The 16,124-nt window shown below is 65.0% G+C and carries 12 protein-coding genes; 9 read left to right on the top strand and 3 right to left on the bottom strand.

The genetic code is table 11. From position 1 onward, the window contains the following. Nucleotides 1-6: 6 nt before the first annotated feature. A complete protein-coding gene (locus tag RBB46_RS18955) occupies nt 7-1,296 on the bottom strand; it encodes an FAD-binding oxidoreductase (protein WP_306030590.1) in 1,290 nt (429 codons plus the stop codon). 102 nt (nt 1,297-1,398) lie between these two features. On the opposite strand from RBB46_RS18955, the gene RBB46_RS18950 reads away from it, so the two are divergent. Continuing rightward, a complete protein-coding gene (locus RBB46_RS18950) occupies nt 1,399-2,301 on the top strand; it encodes a LysR family transcriptional regulator (protein ID WP_306030589.1) in 903 nt (300 codons plus the stop codon). A 22-nt stretch (nt 2,302-2,323) separates the two neighbouring features. On the opposite strand, the gene RBB46_RS18945 is transcribed toward RBB46_RS18950, so the two are convergent. Continuing rightward, nucleotides 2,324-2,728: an Rrf2 family transcriptional regulator gene (locus RBB46_RS18945; RefSeq protein WP_306030588.1), complete on the bottom strand. Its 405-nt coding sequence runs from the start codon at nt 2,726-2,728 to the stop codon at nt 2,324-2,326. A 142-nt stretch (nt 2,729-2,870) separates the two neighbouring features. Between RBB46_RS18945 and RBB46_RS18940 the strand changes: the two genes are divergently transcribed. Together RBB46_RS18940 and RBB46_RS18935 are read left to right on the top strand one after the other, a co-directional pair. Then, complete coding sequence (locus RBB46_RS18940) at nt 2,871-4,067, top strand: NnrS family protein (RefSeq protein WP_306030587.1); 1,197 nt, start codon at nt 2,871-2,873, stop codon at nt 4,065-4,067. Between the two features lie 2 nt (nt 4,068-4,069). Beyond that, nucleotides 4,070-4,738 (top strand): NnrU family protein, encoded by a 669-nt coding sequence (locus RBB46_RS18935; protein ID WP_306030593.1) that lies wholly within the window; start codon nt 4,070-4,072, stop codon nt 4,736-4,738. Between the two features lie 15 nt (nt 4,739-4,753). Here RBB46_RS18935 and RBB46_RS18930 read toward each other — a convergent pair whose 3' ends face one another. Further along, nucleotides 4,754-5,452 carry a helix-turn-helix domain-containing protein gene (locus tag RBB46_RS18930; protein ID WP_306030586.1) on the bottom strand — a complete coding sequence of 233 codons (699 nt, stop codon included), beginning with the start codon at nt 5,450-5,452 and terminating at the stop codon, nt 4,754-4,756. A gap of 279 nt (nt 5,453-5,731) precedes the next feature. Between RBB46_RS18930 and RBB46_RS18925 the strand changes: the two genes are divergently transcribed. The 6 genes from RBB46_RS18925 to RBB46_RS18900 all read left to right on the top strand — a co-directional run bounded on the left by RBB46_RS18925 (nt 5,732) and on the right by RBB46_RS18900 (nt 16,100). Further along, entirely contained in the window at nt 5,732-8,452 is a 2,721-nt protein-coding gene (locus RBB46_RS18925) for an MFS transporter (RefSeq protein WP_306030585.1), read from the top strand. A 13-nt stretch (nt 8,453-8,465) separates the two neighbouring features. Then, nucleotides 8,466-12,218, top strand: a complete 3,753-nt coding sequence (locus RBB46_RS18920; protein WP_306030584.1) for a nitrate reductase subunit alpha — start codon at nt 8,466-8,468, stop codon at nt 12,216-12,218. Continuing rightward, nucleotides 12,215-13,738 carry a nitrate reductase subunit beta gene (narH, locus tag RBB46_RS18915; protein ID WP_306030583.1) on the top strand — a complete coding sequence of 508 codons (1,524 nt, stop codon included), beginning with the start codon at nt 12,215-12,217 and terminating at the stop codon, nt 13,736-13,738. The genes RBB46_RS18920 and narH overlap by 4 nt, the downstream gene beginning before the upstream one ends. A gap of 11 nt (nt 13,739-13,749) precedes the next feature. Next, nucleotides 13,750-14,448, top strand: a complete 699-nt coding sequence (narJ, locus tag RBB46_RS18910) for a nitrate reductase molybdenum cofactor assembly chaperone (RefSeq protein ID WP_306030581.1) — start codon at nt 13,750-13,752, stop codon at nt 14,446-14,448. Next, entirely contained in the window at nt 14,448-15,170 is a 723-nt protein-coding gene (gene narI, locus RBB46_RS18905; protein ID WP_306030592.1) for a respiratory nitrate reductase subunit gamma, read from the top strand. The genes narJ and narI overlap by 1 nt, the downstream gene beginning before the upstream one ends. A gap of 63 nt (nt 15,171-15,233) precedes the next feature. Further along, nucleotides 15,234-16,100: a peptidylprolyl isomerase gene (locus RBB46_RS18900; RefSeq protein WP_306030580.1), complete on the top strand. Its 867-nt coding sequence runs from the start codon at nt 15,234-15,236 to the stop codon at nt 16,098-16,100. Nucleotides 16,101-16,124 lie beyond the last annotated feature (24 nt).

The following is a 16,124-nucleotide window of genomic DNA, read 5'->3' as shown; positions in this document are numbered from 1 at the left end:
GGTGGGTCATGCGGCCGCCTTCTTCGAGAACCGGGAGAAGGCGAAGGGTCTCATGTCGACCAGCGGGGTCTCGCCCTCGATATGCTGGACGACCAGCTTGGCGACCCCCGGCCCGATACCGAACCCGTGTCCGGAAAGGCCCGTGGCGATCACCAGCCCCGACCATCCCGGCGGTTCGTCGACCACCGGGATCTCGTCGGGCAGCACATCGATGAGCCCGCCCCATGTTTCGGCGATCTCGACACCGTCGAGACGCGGATGAAGGGCCTTGGCGCCTGCCAGTACCTTGTTGAGGAGTTGCCGGTCGGGCGCCGGGTCCATCACCCGCACCTGTTCGAAAGGCGTCACCTCGTCCGCTTGCCAGCGTTGCCGGCCGAGCGGACCGAAGAAGTCGCCGGACAGGCGGATTTTCATGATCCGCCAGCGATCGGCGAGGATCGGCAGGAAGTTCGCGAAGTGCCGGAAGGCGGCGGGAACGAGTTGGAACTCGGCCGCACCCGAGCGGGCGATCGTGTATCCGCCATCGGCCCGGCGGCGAAGCGAGGCATTCGTTGCGCCGACCGCGCCGGCGATCACTTCGGGCCCTGGCGTGGTGCGCATCACCGACGACTTCACCGCCAGTTGCGGCAACGACAGGCCGAGGTTCTCCAGGAAGGTGCGCGACCAGACGCCGCCGGCGAGCACCACCGTCTGGCAGGCGATCTCGCCGCGCTCGGTGACGACCGCCCGCACCTTGCCGGCGCTGCGTTCGATGGAGCGCACGGCGCAACCTTCAAGGATGGTGGCTCCCAGGCGCTCCGCGTAACGGGCCATGGCCGGGACCGCCAGGGCGGGCTCTGCGGTGGCGTCGGAGGGTGTGTGCAGCGCGCCGGCGAACTGGCGGTCGTTGCGCTTCAGCAGATCATCCGTCTGCTGCGGGCTGAGGAGCGTCGAGCCGTGGGCAAAGTCACTGTTTTCGGTAAGCCAGGTCTCGTGCCGGGCCAGTTCCGTCTCGTTTGCGGCGAGATAGGTCGTGCCGCGGATGCCGTAGCCGATGTCCTCGCCAAGCCGTGGCGCAAGCTCGTTCCAAAGGACGGCGCTCTCGATCATCAACTGGAGTTCGCGATTGTCCCGCCCGGCCTTGCGGATCCAGCCCCAGTTGCGCGACGATTGCTCGCCGGCGATCCGTCCCTTTTCGCACAGGACGACCGGAATACCCTTTTCGGCAAGATAGAGGGCCGTGCAGACGCCGACGATCCCGCCGCCGATGACAACGACCTGGGTCTTCTCCGGCAGCGGCCGGCTATCGTCTGACATGCTCACATCGCCCCTCCAGACATGCGCCTGCTTGTCAGACTGAGGAGGTGAGCGGTATAAGGCAAATACTGTTTTATTCCATGCTTATACGGGAATGTTATAGTGTCGGCGCTATCTCAACGTTCTCTTGAGGCTTTCCGGGCGGTTATGCGCACCGGCACTGTATCGGCGGCGGCCGACGAGCTTGCCATTTCGCAACCTGCGGTAAGTCGTCTCATTCGCGATCTCGAGGAAAGGTTGGAACTGCCGCTGTTCGTGCGTCGGGGAGGGCGGGTCGTTGCCACCCGCGAGGCACATGAATTGTGGACCGAGGTGGAGCGTAGTTTCGTCGGCCTGACGCAGATCGAGCGCGCCGCTGCCCAGATCCGGCAGGGCTACCGGGCAACGCTGACGATTGCTGCTGCCCCGGCGATCGCCCAGTCGGTACTGCCCGGGGTGATCGCGCTGCTCGCCGCGGAGCGGCCGGAGTTTCGGGCCGAGTTCCTGTCGATGACGACACTGCCGGTCGTGCGGCAGGTGGCGCTGCGCCAGTGCCAGATCGGCTTCGGCATTCCAACGCAGCACAAGTACGAGGTCGACGTTGTGCGCTCCGGGTCCGTGCCTTTCCGCTTCATCGCGGCACCGGGCCACCCTCTGGGCGAAAAGGCGGTGATCCGCCCGGCCGATCTTTCCGGTCTCGACTTTGTCGGCTTTGTCGATTCCACCATGTCCGGGCGCGCCTTCGACCGGTTATTCGCCAAGATGCAGCGTCCGCCGGTGCAGAAGATGAAGTCCTATCTTTCGCACATCGTCTCGGCACTGGTCATGCGCGGCATGGGGGTTGGCATCGTCGACGCCTTCACCGCGGAGGATCACCGGAGCATGGGCGGTGTGGTGCGGCCGGTCGATATCGTCGAACGGTTCGAATATTCGATCATCAAGCCGCATGGCGACAAGCTGAGCGGAGAATGTGTGGCGCTGGTCGACTATTTCGAGCGCGGCGTGCAGCACTACCAGGGCAGCTGACCGTTTCGATGCGACCTGTCGCTCAGGGCGGGTCGGCGCAATCGGCAAGCGTGCTGCGGTCGAGTTCGGCGAGGAACGCGGTTTCCGCCGCTGCCAGACGCGACTTCAGGCGGCATCTCTGCACCAGCGTGCAGGCGCTGGCATCGCCCGCGAAACATTCGACGAGCGGCTGGTCGGCCTCCAGAATGCGGGCGATGTCGCCAAGCCGGATCTCTTCGGCCGGGCGCGCCAGAACGGCGCCGCCGGCGCCGCCCCGACGCGTCGAAAGGATGCCGGCCCGTGCCAGCCGCGAGATGACCTTGGCCAGGTGATTGCGCGAAATGCGCAGATCTGTCGCAAGCTCGGACGTGGAAAAGGCCCGATCGGGATCGCCGGCCATGCGCATGAGCGCGCGGAAGCCATAGTCTGTGAAGGATGTGAGGCGCAATGTCACGCTCCTGAATTGGTATTTGAGATGCGTAATAACATCTGATAATTGGTATTTCAAATGCGTATTCATCGATGGCGGGCGCGACCACGGCAAGGGAGCCCGGCGCAACTTCGCCGACACAAGCAAGGGCGCGATGGCAATGGCGACGAGCGCGGAGCAGATGCGGTCCTGGAAGGGGTTTGCGATCCTCACATACGGCTTCCGCCCTTTCTTCCTGGGCAGCGCCGTCTTTGCCGCCCTTGCGATGGCGGCCTGGGTCCCCATGCTCGCGGGACGGCTGTCCCTGCCAACCGCTTTCGATCCCGTTTCATGGCATGCGCACGAATTCCTGTTCGGTTACCTCGGTGCCGTGATCGCCGGTTTCCTGCTGACGGCGGTGCCCAACTGGACGGGCCGCCTGCCGCTGGTTGGCTGGCCGCTTGCAGGTCTTTTCACGCTCTGGCTTTCCGGACGGATCGTGATCGCCGTATCGGCCGAACTTCCGGCAAGTCTTGTTGCGGCGGTCGACCTCGCCTTTCAGGTGGCACTTGCGGGCGCAATCCTGCGCGAGCTTGTCGCCGGACGGAACTGGCGAAACCTTGTCGTCCTGGGAATGCTCACTCTGATGATCCTTGGCAACCTGCTCTTCCATCTGGACGCTGCGCGAGGGAACTACGCGGCGCAAGGCGCGGGCCTGCGGCTGGGGCTGGCGGCGGCGGTGCTGATGATCGCCGTCATCGGGGGCCGGATCGTTCCCTCCTTCACCCGCAACTGGCTGGTGAAGCGCGGCGAGACCCGGTTGCCGAGCCCGCTCGGGCGATTTGACAAGATAGCCCTTGCGATCCTGCTTGCCGCGCTCGCCCTGTGGGTGGCGATGCCCGAGGGGGGGCCGACGGGCTTTGCATTGATGGTGGCTGGCGCGCTCCATGCCTTCCGCCTGTCGCGCTGGGCCGGGGCGAGCACTGGCGCCGAGCCGCTGGTCTGGATCCTGCACGCCGGCTACGGCTTCGTTCCGGCCGGCGCGCTGGCGCTCGGCATGGCCATCCTGTTCCCCGAGATGCTTGGCACCGCCGCCGCGCAGCATTTGTGGCTTGCCGGCGCCATCGGCGTCATGACGCTCGCGGTGATGACGCGCGCCACACTTGGTCATACCGGGCGGGCGCTTGCCGCCGGTCCGGGAACCGCGCTGGTCTACCTGCTGCTGATCTGCTCCGTCCTGATGCGCGTGCTGGCCGGATTGTCGCCGGCCCAGGCGGAGATGCTCTATGTGCTGTCCGCCCTCACATGGATCGCGGCATTCTCCGGTTTCGCCTTGCTCTACGGCCCCTTGCTTGCCTGTCACCGGAAGGCGGCGTGAGTATGGCCTGGGCGGAACTGGTCATTGCCTTCGCGGTGTTTTTTGTCAGCCATTCGCTGCCGTTGCGTCCTGTCGTGCGGAGCCGGATCGAGGCACTGATCGGCCGTCGCGCCTTCCTGATCGCCTATTCAGCCTTGTCGATCGCCGCGCTGGTCTGGTTGATCGGCGCTGCCGGGCGCGCGCCTTACGTGGCACTGTGGCCCTGGCAGGCCTGGCAGATGCATGTGCCGGCCGCCGTCATGCTCCCGGCTTGCCTGATTGTCGCGCTGGCGATCGCCCGTCCCAACCCGTTCTCCTTCGGCGGCCGTGCAAACGAGACCTTCGATCCGGCACGCCCCGGGCTCGCCCGCTGGTGCCGTCATCCGCTGCTTGCCGCGATGGCGCTATGGGCGGCGGCCCATGTCATCGCCAACGGCGACCTTGCCCACGCGCTGCTTTTCGGAACGTTCGCTGCTTTCGCGCTTGCCGGGATGAAGACCGTCGACCGGCGCCGCCGGCGTGAAATGGGCGCCGAATGGCAGTCTCTGTCGGATGCGGTCGCGGCCTCGCCCCTGCTGCCGGTACCGGTCTCCACAAAGGGCCTCGCCTTGCGTCTCGTCGCCGGGCTTTGCCTCTATCTCGGCTTGCTCCTGCTTCACCCGCCGGTCATCGGCGTCAGCCCGCTCCCCTGACCAACCCGGCCGGCCTCAATGCTCGGGGTCGTCGATCAAAGGTGTCGGCTTGGCCAGTTTGACAAGCTCGTCGGGATTGTCGATCCGCACACGGCTATTGTCGACCTCGACGCCATAGGATTGCAGGGTCCGGATCGCCCGCGACAGGTTCTCCGGCGTCATGCCGAGAAGCGAGGCCAGGCGGCGCTTCTCCATGTCGAGTTCGAATTCCGGCCCGCCGCCGGCAATCTCGCGCATGCGCAGCAGATAATTGGCCAGCCGCTCGATTGAGGTACGCAGCTTTAGGTTCTTCTTGCCTTTCACAACCGTTCGATAGGCCTGGGCGAGTTCCGCGACGACGGCGCGGGCGAAGGCGTTGTCCGTGTCGAAGACCGCGCGCACATCCGTCGAGGGCACCAGCACCATGCGGGTCTTCTCGATGGTACGGGCCGACATGAGATAAGGCGCGTCGCGGATCGTCGCGGCAAGAATGAAGGCGTTCACCGGTTGGACGATCGCCATGCTCGTCTCGCGACCGTTCCAGCTTGCGAAGAGCTCGACGCTGCCGTCCACCACGATATGCAGGAAGTCGCAGGCATCGCCCTCGGAAACGATCTCGACATGCGGGGGAAAGGTCTGGACATAGGCCGCCCGCATGAGAGCACCGAAACTGTCGTCGCTCATGTTGCTGAACAGTGGGAGACTGCGGACCTCCGGAATGTCACTGGTTCTCATTGCCCATCCTTGCCCGTCGCGGCCTGTCGATTGCGGCCGTGTTCTTCGATTGATAAATATCAAGAGAATAAACAAAAAGCATCAGAACAATACTAAATCGATGTTGATCGACGATTTGCGCGAATTGCGTCGATGGACTGACATTTTTCTGTAAGGCATTTATTTCAAAAGACTTTTACGTGTTTCTTGACCTGGATCAAGTTCGGCACACCTGCCTCCTGCTGTGTTGGCGCCTGAGCTTTTGGCTCGAGCGAAGCGCATCCGCCTGGAGGCATCGACATGCAAACCACTGACAGCGTCAGACCCGCCGAACAAAATCGCGCGCTGGCACTGAGCACGATCGCGTTCACCGCCTGTTTCGCGGTCTGGACGATTTTCTCCATCATCGGTGTGGCGATCAAGGATGAGCTCGGGCTGACCGACACCCAGTTCGGTCTTCTCGTCGCGACCCCGATCCTGACCGGCTCCGTCACACGCCTGTTTCTGGGCGTCTGGACAGAGAAATACGGCGGCCGCCTCGTCTTCTCGGCGCAGATGATACTGACGGCGCTGGCCACTTGGGCACTGACGCTGGCTCATTCCTACACGATGTACCTGGTTGCCGCACTCGGCATCGGTCTTGCGGGCGGTTCCTTCATCATTGGCGTCGCCTATGTCTCGCGCTGGTACGATGCCGGCCATCAGGGTACGGCGCTGGGCATCTTCGGCGCAGGCAATGTCGGTGCGGCGGTGACCAAGTTCGTCGCGCCCTTCGTCATGGTCGCCTATGGCTGGCACGGCGTTGCCTATGCCTGGGCCATCGGCCTTGCCATTGTCGGCGTGCTCTTCTTCGTCTTCGCCAAGGACGATCCGGAACTCGTCGAGCGTCGCCGCAGCGGCGTCAAGTCGCCGAGCCTCGCGCAGCAATTCGCGCCGTTGAAGAACCTTCAGGTCTGGCGCTTCTCGCTCTACTACTTTTTCGTCTTCGGCGCTTTCGTCGCGCTGGCCTTGTGGATGCCGCATTACCTGATCGACGTCTATGGCGTTGACGTGAAAACCGCCGGCATGAGCGCCGCGGCCTTCTCGCTCTCGGCCTCCCTGTTCCGCGCCTATGGCGGTCACTTGTCGGACCGTTTCGGTGCCCGCGCGGTGATGTACTGGACCTTCGGCTTCAGTCTCATCCTGCTGTTCATGCTCTCCTACCCGCCGACCGACTACGTCATTCGCGGCAAGGACGGACTGATCTCCTTCACCACGGAAATGGGGCTGTGGCCCTTCGTCGGCACGCTCTTTGTCCTCGGCTTCTTCATGAGCCTCGGCAAGGCGGCGGTCTTCAAGCACATCCCCGTCTACTACCCCAATCATGTCGGCGCGGTCGGCGGTCTTGTCGGCATGATCGGCGGCCTTGGCGGCTTCGTCCTGCCGATCGCCTTCGGCGCGCTGCTCGATTTGAGCGGCATCTACACGAGCTGCTTCGCGCTGCTCTTCGGTGTTGTCGCGATCTCGCTTGCCTGGATGCATATGTCGATCCGCGCCATGGAACGGGCCGCCCACGGCGAGGCGCTGGATGCCCTGCCGCAGCTGCCCGAGATGCAGCCGATCCACCATCCCGAAAAGACCGTGATGCCGCGCACGCTCGACGACTGGCGGCCGGAAGACCGGAGCTTCTGGCAAGAGAAGGGGCGCCACGTCGCGCGCCGCAACCTGTGGATCTCGATCCCCGCGCTGCTGCTCGCCTTCTCGGTCTGGATGGTCTGGTCCGTCGTCGTCGCCCGGCTTCCCGCCATCGGCTTCGACTTCACTCCGGGTGAGCTGTTCTGGCTGGCGGCCTTGCCGGGCCTGTCGGGTGCGACGCTGCGCATTTTCTACAGCTTCATGGTGCCGATCTTCGGCGGCCGGCTGTGGACAACGCTCTCCACCGCCTCGCTGCTCGTGCCGGCCCTCGGCATCGGCTATGCGGTGCAGAACCCGCAGACCCCGTATCTGATCTTCCTCACGCTGGCACTGCTGTGTGGCTTCGGCGGCGGCAACTTCGCCTCCTCGATGGCCAACATCGCCTACTTCTTCCCCAAGGCGGAGAAGGGCAACGCGCTGGCGCTCAATGCCGGGCTCGGCAATCTTGGTGTCTCGGTGATGCAGTTTCTGGTGCCGCTGGTCATCACGGCCGGTGTCTTCGGCGCGGTCGCCGGGGAACCGCAGGTGATGTCAGACGGCGGCCGCCTGTGGATGCAGAACGCCGGCTTCGTCTGGGTGCCGCTGATCCTGGTGGCCACAGCGGCGGCTTGGCTCGGCATGAACGACATCGCCGATGCCAAGGCCAGCTTCCGCGAGCAGGCGGTGATCTTCGGCCGCAAGCACAACTGGCTGATGTGCATCCTCTACACCGGCACGTTCGGCAGCTTCATCGGCTACTCGGCGGGCTTCCCGCTGCTCACCAAGCTGCAGTTTCCTGAAGTGAACGCCCTGCAATACGTCTTCCTCGGGCCGCTTGTCGGAGCCCTGTCGCGCGCCGCCACGGGCTGGATCAGCGATCGCTTCGGCGGCGGGCGGGTCACCGTCTGGGTCTTCGCCGGCATGATCCTGGCGGTCTTCGGCGTCATCGCCTCGATCGGTGCAGGCAGCTTCGAGGGTTTCTTCGCCGCCTTCATGGCGCTCTTCCTGCTGACCGGCATCGGCAATGCCTCCACCTTCCAGATGATCCCCGCGATCATGGGCCGGGAAATCCCGCGCCTGATGCCGGAACTGGATGCGGCAGCGAGCCGCAAGCAGGCGGAGCGCGAAAGCGCAGCGATCATCGCCTTCACCAGCGCGATCGCCGCTTACGGCGCCTTCTTCATCCCCAAGGCCTACGGCACCTCGATTGCCATGACCGGTGCTCCGGTGGCGGCGCTCTGGGGCTTCCTCGGCTTCTACGTGATCTGCCTTGTCATCACCTGGGCCTGGTACACGCGCCCGGGGGGGCTCCTGCACGACATCGAGCGCGGCCGCGCAACGCCCGCCACCGCCCAGCCCGCCGAATAGAAAGGACCGGACCATGAGCCATTTGCTCGACAGACTGAACTTCTTCCAGTCGAAGGAACTGGAGAGGTTCTCCAACGGCCACGGCCAGGTCACGCGCGAGAATCGTGACTGGGAGGAGACCTACCGGAACCGCTGGCGTCACGACAAGATCGTGCGCTCTACCCACGGCGTGAACTGCACTGGCTCGTGCAGTTGGAAGATCTACGTCAAGTCGGGGATCGTCACCTGGGAGACCCAGCAGACCGATTACCCCCGTACCCGTCCCGACCTGCCCAACCACGAGCCCCGCGGCTGCGCCCGCGGCGCCAGCTACAGCTGGTATCTCTATTCCGCCAACCGGGTGAAGAACCCGCTGGTGCGCGGGCGGCTGATGAGGATCTGGCGCGAGATACGCCGCACGATGAGCCCGGTCGCGGCCTGGGAGCGCCTGCAGAGCGATCCCGTTCTGCGCGCCTCCTATGTCGAGAACCGGGGCAAGGGCGGTTTCGTGCGGGCTACCTGGGACGAGGCGACGGAGCTGGTCGCCGCCGCCAATGCCTACACGACGCGCAAATACGGCCCGGACCGGGTCTTCGGCTTCTCGCCGATCCCGGCCATGTCGATGGTCAGCTATGCCGCCGGCTCGCGTTACCTGAGCCTGCTCGGCGGCGTCTGCATGTCCTTCTACGATTGGTATTGCGACCTGCCGCCGGCCTCGCCCATGACCTGGGGTGAGCAGACGGACGTTCCGGAATCGGCCGACTGGTACAATGCCGGCTACCTGCTGCTGTGGGGATCGAACGTTCCCCAGACCCGCACGCCCGACGCGCATTTCTACACCGAGGCGCGCTATCGCGGCACCAAGTCGGCGGTCATCTGTCCCGACTATTCGGAAGCGGCGAAGTTCGGCGACGTGTGGCTCAACGTCAAGCAGGGCACGGACGCGGCGCTGGGCATGGCGTTCGGCCACGTCATCCTGCGCGAGTTCCATCTCGACCGGCAGGCGGAGTATTTCGAGAACTATTGCCGGCAATATTCCGACATGCCGATGCTGGTGCGGCTGGAGGCGCGCGACGGGCGGTTGGTTCCGGGCCGTTTCCTGCGCGCCGACGATCTGGACGGCAAGCTCGGCGAGGCCAACAATCCCGAATGGAAGACCGTCGCCTACGACGAGAACTCCGGTTCGCTCGTCGCCCCCAACGGTGCCATCGGCTACCGCTGGGGCGAAAAGGGCGCCTGGAACCTTGAGGAACGTGCCGGCGCCGCCGAGACGCGGCTGAAGCTGACCTTCGTCGGCGACGAGGACCGAGACGATGTCGTCGGCGTCGATTTTCCCTATTTCGGCGGTGCGGCGAGCGAGGCCTTCACCACCGGTGACACGCGTCCCGACATCCTCACCCGCAACGTGCCGGTGAAGCGGGTGCAGACCGCTGAAGGCGAGGTCGCGGTCGCGACGGTGTTCGACCTGCTTTGCGCCAACTACGGCCTCGACCGGGGGCTCGGTGGTGACTGGGTGGCGAGCGACTACGCCGCCGACTGCCCGGGCACGCCTGCTTGGGCGGAAAAGATCACCGGAGTGCCGGCCGACAAGATCGCTCACGTGGCGCGGGAATTCGCCTCCAACGCGGAGAAGACCAAGGGCAAGTCCATGGTCATCATCGGCGCGGCGATGAACCACTGGTACCACATGGACATGAACTATCGCGGCGTCATCAACATGCTGGTGATGTGCGGTTGCATCGGCCAGTCCGGCGGCGGCTGGGCCCACTATGTCGGCCAGGAAAAGCTCCGGCCGCAGACCGGCTGGGCACCGCTCGCCTTCGCGCTCGACTGGGGCCGTCCGCCCCGGCACATGAACTCCACCTCCGCCTGGTACGCCCATACCGACCAGTGGCGCTACGAGACGCTGGAGGCAAGCGAGATCCTGTCGCCGACGGCGCCCGAGGGCGACTGGGACGTCAGCATGATCGACTACAATATCCGCGCCGAGCGGATGGGTTGGTTGCCTTCCGCCCCGCAGCTGAAGCAGAACCCGCTCGATGTCGCCCGCGCGGCGAAAGAGGCCGGCGTCGAGATCAAGGACTATGTCGCGCGCGGCCTGAAGTCCGGCGAACTCGAGATGGCCTGCGAGGATCCGGACGCGCCGGAGAACTGGCCGCGCAACCTCTTCGTCTGGCGGTCCAACCTGCTCGGCTCCTCCGGCAAGGGGCACGAATATTTCCTCAAGCACCTGCTCGGCACCGATCACGGCGTTCTGGGCGGTGACCTGAAGGAGGAGGGGCGTCCGCTTCCCAAGGAAGCGCGCTGGCACGACGAGGCACCGCGCGGCAAGCTCGACCTGCTGGTCTGCATCGACTTCCGCATGTCGACCACGGCCGTCTATTCCGACATCGTCCTGCCGACGGCCAGCTGGTACGAGAAGAACGACCTCAACACCTCTGACATGCATCCCTTCATCCACCCGCTGCAGGCGGCGGTGGATCCGGCCTACGAGAGCAAGTCGGACTGGGAGATCTTCAAGGCGATTGCCGCCAAGTTCCAGCAGGTCGCGCCGGAGGTTCTCGGCCGCGAGACCGACATCGTCGCCCTGCCGATCCTGCACGACACGCCGGCCGAGATCGCACAGGACCAGGTGAAGGACTGGAAGAAGGGCGAGTGCGACCTGATCCCGGGCAAGACCGCGCCGGCTTTCGTCGCCGTCGAGCGGGACTATCCCGCGCTCCATGACCGCTTCGTCGCTCTCGGCCCGCTGATGGACACGATCGGCAACGGCGGCAAGGGCATTGCCTGGAAGACGAACCACGAGGTCCAGCACCTGCGCGACCTTAACGGCGTGTGGGAGGACGGACCGGCCAAGGGCTGCGCCCGCATCGTCACGGATATCGACGCGAGCGAGGTCATCCTGATGCTCGCGCCGGAGACCAATGGCGAGGTGGCGGTCAAGGCATGGCAGGCGCTGTCGGACTTTACCGGCCGCGACCACACCCATCTGGCGCTGCCCAAGGAAGACGAGAAGATCCGCTTCCGCGACATCGCCGCCCAGCCGCGCAAGATCATCTCCTCGCCGACCTGGTCGGGGATCGAGAGCGAGACGGTCTGCTACAATGCCGGCTACACCAACGTCCACGAGCTGATCCCCTGGCGCACGCTGACCGGACGCCAGCAGCTCTACCAGGATCACTTGTGGATGCGGGCCTTCGGCGAGGGCCTCGTCTCCTACCGGCCGCCGGTCGACCTGAAGACCGTCACCGGGCGCATCAACACGGATGCGCGTGACGGTGAGCCGCACCTGGTGCTGAACTTCATCACCCCGCACCAGAAGTGGGGCATCCACTCCACCTACAGCGACAACCTGCTGATGCTGACGCTCAACCGCGGCGGTCCGGTGGTGTGGATCAGCGAGACCGACGCGAAACGGGCCGGGATCGAGGACAATGACTGGGTCGAGGCCTACAACGCCAACGGTGCGCTGACCGCGCGCGCGGTCGTCTCGCAGCGCATCAAGGACGGCACGATCTTCATGTACCACGCACAGGAGAAGATCGTGAACACGCCGGGCTCGGAGAAGACCGGCCTGCGCGGCGGCATCCACAATTCGGTCACCCGCGCCGTGCTCAAGCCGACCCACATGATCGGTGGCTACGCTCACCAGTCCTACGGCTTCAACTACTACGGAACCGTCGGCTCCAACCGCGATGAATTCATCGTCCTGAGAAAGATGCGCAAGGTCGACTGGCTCGATGAGCCCGCGTCCGCAGGCGCAAGCCATGAGGAGGCAGCCCAATGAGAGTGCGCGCACAGATCGGCATGGTGCTCAACCTCGACAAATGCATCGGCTGCCACACCTGCTCGGTGACCTGCAAGAACGTCTGGACCAGCCGCGAGGGCGTCGAATACGCCTGGTTCAACAATGTCGAGACCAAGCCTGGCACCGGCTATCCCACCGACTGGGAGAACCAGAAGCACTGGAACGGCGGCTGGGAGCGCACACGCTCAGGCAAGCTGCGACCGAAACAGGGCTCCAAGTGGCGGATCCTGGCGAACATCTTCGCCAATCCGGACCTGCCGGAGATCGACGACTACTACGAACCGTTCGACTTCGACTACGACCACCTGAAGTCGGCACCCGAGATGAAGGCCTTCCCAACGGCGCGTCCGCGTTCGGTAATCACCGGCGAGCGGATGGAGAAGATCGAGAAGGGGCCGAACTGGGAGGAAATCCTCGGAGGCGAATTCGCCAAGCGGGGCGAGGATTACAATTTCGAGGGCATCCAGAAGGAGATCTACGGGGAATACGAGAACACCTTCATGATGTATCTCCCCCGGCTCTGCGAGCATTGCATCAACCCGACCTGCGCGGCGAGCTGCCCGTCGGGTGCGATCTACAAGCGCGAGGAGGACGGCATCGTCCTGATCGACCAGGAAAAGTGCCGCGGCTGGCGGATGTGTGTGTCCGGCTGCCCCTACAAGAAGGTCTATTACAACTGGTCGACCGGAAAGTCGGAGAAGTGCACGCTGTGCTATCCGCGCATCGAGAGCGGCAATCCGACCGTTTGTTCGGAGACCTGTGTCGGTCGCATTCGCTATCTCGGCGTCATCCTCTACGACGCCGACCGGATCGAGGAAGCGGCCAGCGTCGAGAACCCGATGGATCTCTACGACGCACAGCTTGGCATTTTCCTCGACCCGAATGACCCGGCTGTGATCGAGGCGGCACGCGCCGACGGCATCCCCGAGGACTGGATCCGCGCTGCGCGCCAGAGCCCGATCTGGAAGATGGCGATGGAATGGAAGGTCGCCTTCCCGCTGCATCCGGAATACCGGACGCTGCCGATGGTCTGGTACATCCCGCCGCTTTCTCCGATCCAGAACGCTGCGCAGGCCGGCAAGATCGGCGTCGATGGCGCCATGCCCGACGTGCGCTCGCTGCGCATCCCGGTGAAGTATCTCGCTAACATGCTGACGGCGGGCGACGAGGGGCCGGTGGTGCAGGCGCTTGAGCGCATGCTGGCGATGCGCGCCTACATGCGCGCCAAGACGATCGAGGGAGAACTCGACGAGGGCATCGCCGAGCGCGTCGGCCTCACCGGGCGGATGATCGAGGACATGTACAAGATCATGGCGCTTGCCGACTACGAAGACCGCTTCGTCATCCCCACCACCCATCGCGAACAGGTCGAGGAAGCCTATGACCTCAAGGGCGGGTGCGGCTTCACCGACGGCAACGGCTGCTCGTCGGGAACCAGCCAGGCGTCGCTGTTCGGCGGCAAGAAGCGTCCGCTGAAAATGCCGACGGAGGTGATGTGATGGACCGCTCGATGAAAGCCCTGTCCCTGGTGCTCAGCTATCCGGGTGAGGAACTGCAGCGCGCCATGCCTGAGATATCGGCGGTCTTTGCCGCCGAGACGAGGCTCACGGCGCTGACGCGACGCGGCATGCGCGATCTTTGCGACATGCTCGCCACGGGCGATATCTACGATCTGCAGGAAGCCTATGTCGGCCTGTTCGATCGCTCCCGCTCCTTGTCACTGAATTTGTTCGAACACGTTCACGGCGAGAGCCGAGACCGTGGCGGGGCGATGGTCTCGCTTCTGGAGACCTATCGCGCCGCCGGTTTCGAGCCGGCGACGACGGAACTGCCGGACCACCTGCCGGTGCTGCTGGAGTTCCTGTCGACCCGGCCGGCGGAAGAGGCGAGGGACATTCTCGCCGACGCGGCCCACATTCTGGAAGCTTTGCGCCAGCGCCTCGAGCGGCGCGAAAGCGCCTATGCGGCGGCCTTCGAAACCCTGGGACAACTTGCCGACGCGCGCCCGGACGATACGGCGCTCGCCGAGCTTCTGGCCGAGCCGGAGGTGGATCCCTCCGACCTGGAGGCGCTCGACCGTGTCTGGGAGGAGAGCGAGGTTACCTTCGGTCCCGACCCCAATGCCGGATGCCCGCAGGTGCGCGACATGCTGACACGCATGGACACGCCCGTTTCCGTCCCGCTCGCTCACGGCCACGCGGCTGAATGATGGAGGTCGAGATGCACAATTTCGTATTCGGTATCTATCCTTACATAGCTCTCTCGGTGCTCGCGGTCGGCTCGATCGCACGCTACGAGCGCGATCCCTTCACCTGGAAGTCGTCGTCGTCGCAGCTTCTGCGCCGGCGCCAGTTCGTGATCGGGTCGGTGCTCTTCCATGTCGGTGTGCTGGTGATCTTCTTCGGACATCTCTTCGGCCTGCTGACCCCGATCTGGGTGTTCGACATGCTCGGCATCAGCCATGGCGCCAAGCAACTGCTTGCCGTCGTCGTTGGCGGCATCGCCGGCGTGATGGCTCTTGTCGGCGGCGGCATGCTCTTCCATCGGCGCTGGACCGATCCCCGCATTCGCAAGACGTCCAGCTTTGCCGATATCGCCATTCTGGCGCTGCTGCTTGCCCAACTGGTGCTGGGCCTGGCGACCATCGTCGTCTCGCTGCAGCATCTCGACGGGCACGAGATGACGAAGTTCATGGCCTGGGCGCAGGGAATTTTTACCTTCCAGAAGGACGCGGCCGCGCATATCGCCGACGTCTCGCCGGTCTTCAAGCTGCATCTGGCGCTTGGCCTGACGATCTTCCTCCTGTTCCCCTTCACCCGGCTCGTCCACATGCTGTCGGCGCCGCTGCGCTACCTGCTGCGGCCGGGCTACCAGATCGTCCGCTCCCGGCGGCAGGTGCCGCTTGCCGGGCGCGGTACGCGCCAGTCCTGAAACGGTCCCGACACGGGCGCGGCTGCATGGACCTGCAGCCGCCCGAACCTTCGGAGAAAGAACATGGCCAATGCCCGTCGAACAGTGATCGCCGTGAAGGGCGTCGCAGTGGAAGGACAGGAAACCGCGGCTGAGCCGTTCATGCGCGAGATCGTCGTCAATGGCGAACATCTGCCGGTCGCGGCGATTGGCACGGAAGCGCAAAACCATCCTGTCCAGGACGGCTCGCCGCGCGCCGCCTGGCAGCGCGCCGCCGAGGCGCTCGCCATCCGCACCCTGTTGCTGCAGGAGGCGGCCCGGCGGGAGATCGTCACGGAGCGGCGGGAGGTCGGTCCCGGGCGCTACGAGACGGACGAGGAGGCGCGTATCCGGGCGCTGCTGGATCTCGCCGTGGAGGCTACCTCGCCCGAGGAAGCGGCCGTTCGCCAGGAATGGCAGCGCGATCCATCGCGCTTCAGATCGCCGCCGCTGTGGGAAGTCTCGCACATCCTGTGCGCCTGCCAGCCGGGAGACAGGACGGGGGCGGCGATCGCCAACGACCGGGCACGCCGGCTTTGTGCCGAGGCGCTGGCCGATCCGTCCGGCTTCGCAAGGCTCGCCGCGCGTGCAAGCGACTGCGGATCGCGATCCAGTGGCGGCACCCTCGGTCAGCTCAGCCCGGGCGACACCGTGCCGGAATTCGAGGCAGCGCTGCGGGGCCTGCGCGATGGCGAGGTCACGGCGGAGCCGGTGGCAACGCGCCACGGCTATCACGTGATCCGTCTCGACGCGCTGGCCGAAGGGCAGGTGCTTCCCTACGAGGCCGTTCGTCCCAAGATCGCTGCCGCCATGGAAAAGGCGTCCTGGGCGCGCGCCGCCCGGGCCTTTGTCGCGGATCTCGTGGCTTCGGCGGAGATTTCGGGTGTCGACCTCTCCGCCAGAAGCGCCTGAGGCGACGGTCCGGTTTCGTTTTTT

Source organism: Stappia sp. MMSF_3263, from assembly GCF_030733745.1.
Taxonomy (GTDB): Bacteria; Pseudomonadota; Alphaproteobacteria; order Rhizobiales; family Stappiaceae; genus Stappia.
The sequence above is the reverse complement of the archived record's forward strand: the minus strand, read 5'-3'. Positions and strand labels throughout refer to the sequence as shown.

Bases quoted from the DNA above. Each gene is read 5' to 3' on its own strand.
- narI (WP_306030592.1), top strand. From the start codon at position 14,448: ATGGAGGTCGAGATGCACAATTTCGTATTCGGTATCTATCCTTACATA.
- RBB46_RS18925 (WP_306030585.1), top strand. From the start codon at position 5,732: ATGCAAACCACTGACAGCGTCAGACCCGCCGAACAAAATCGCGCGCTG.
- narJ (WP_306030581.1), top strand. From the start codon at position 13,750: ATGAAAGCCCTGTCCCTGGTGCTCAGCTATCCGGGTGAGGAACTGCAG.
- RBB46_RS18940 (WP_306030587.1), top strand. From the start codon at position 2,871: ATGGCGACGAGCGCGGAGCAGATGCGGTCCTGGAAGGGGTTTGCGATC.
- RBB46_RS18935 (WP_306030593.1), top strand. From the start codon at position 4,070: ATGGCCTGGGCGGAACTGGTCATTGCCTTCGCGGTGTTTTTTGTCAGC.
- narH (WP_306030583.1), top strand. From the start codon at position 12,215: ATGAGAGTGCGCGCACAGATCGGCATGGTGCTCAACCTCGACAAATGC.
- RBB46_RS18920 (WP_306030584.1), top strand. From the start codon at position 8,466: ATGAGCCATTTGCTCGACAGACTGAACTTCTTCCAGTCGAAGGAACTG.
- RBB46_RS18955 (WP_306030590.1), bottom strand. From the start codon at position 1,296: ATGTCAGACGATAGCCGGCCGCTGCCGGAGAAGACCCAGGTCGTTGTC.
- RBB46_RS18930 (WP_306030586.1), bottom strand. From the start codon at position 5,452: ATGAGAACCAGTGACATTCCGGAGGTCCGCAGTCTCCCACTGTTCAGC.
- RBB46_RS18900 (WP_306030580.1), top strand. From the start codon at position 15,234: ATGGCCAATGCCCGTCGAACAGTGATCGCCGTGAAGGGCGTCGCAGTG.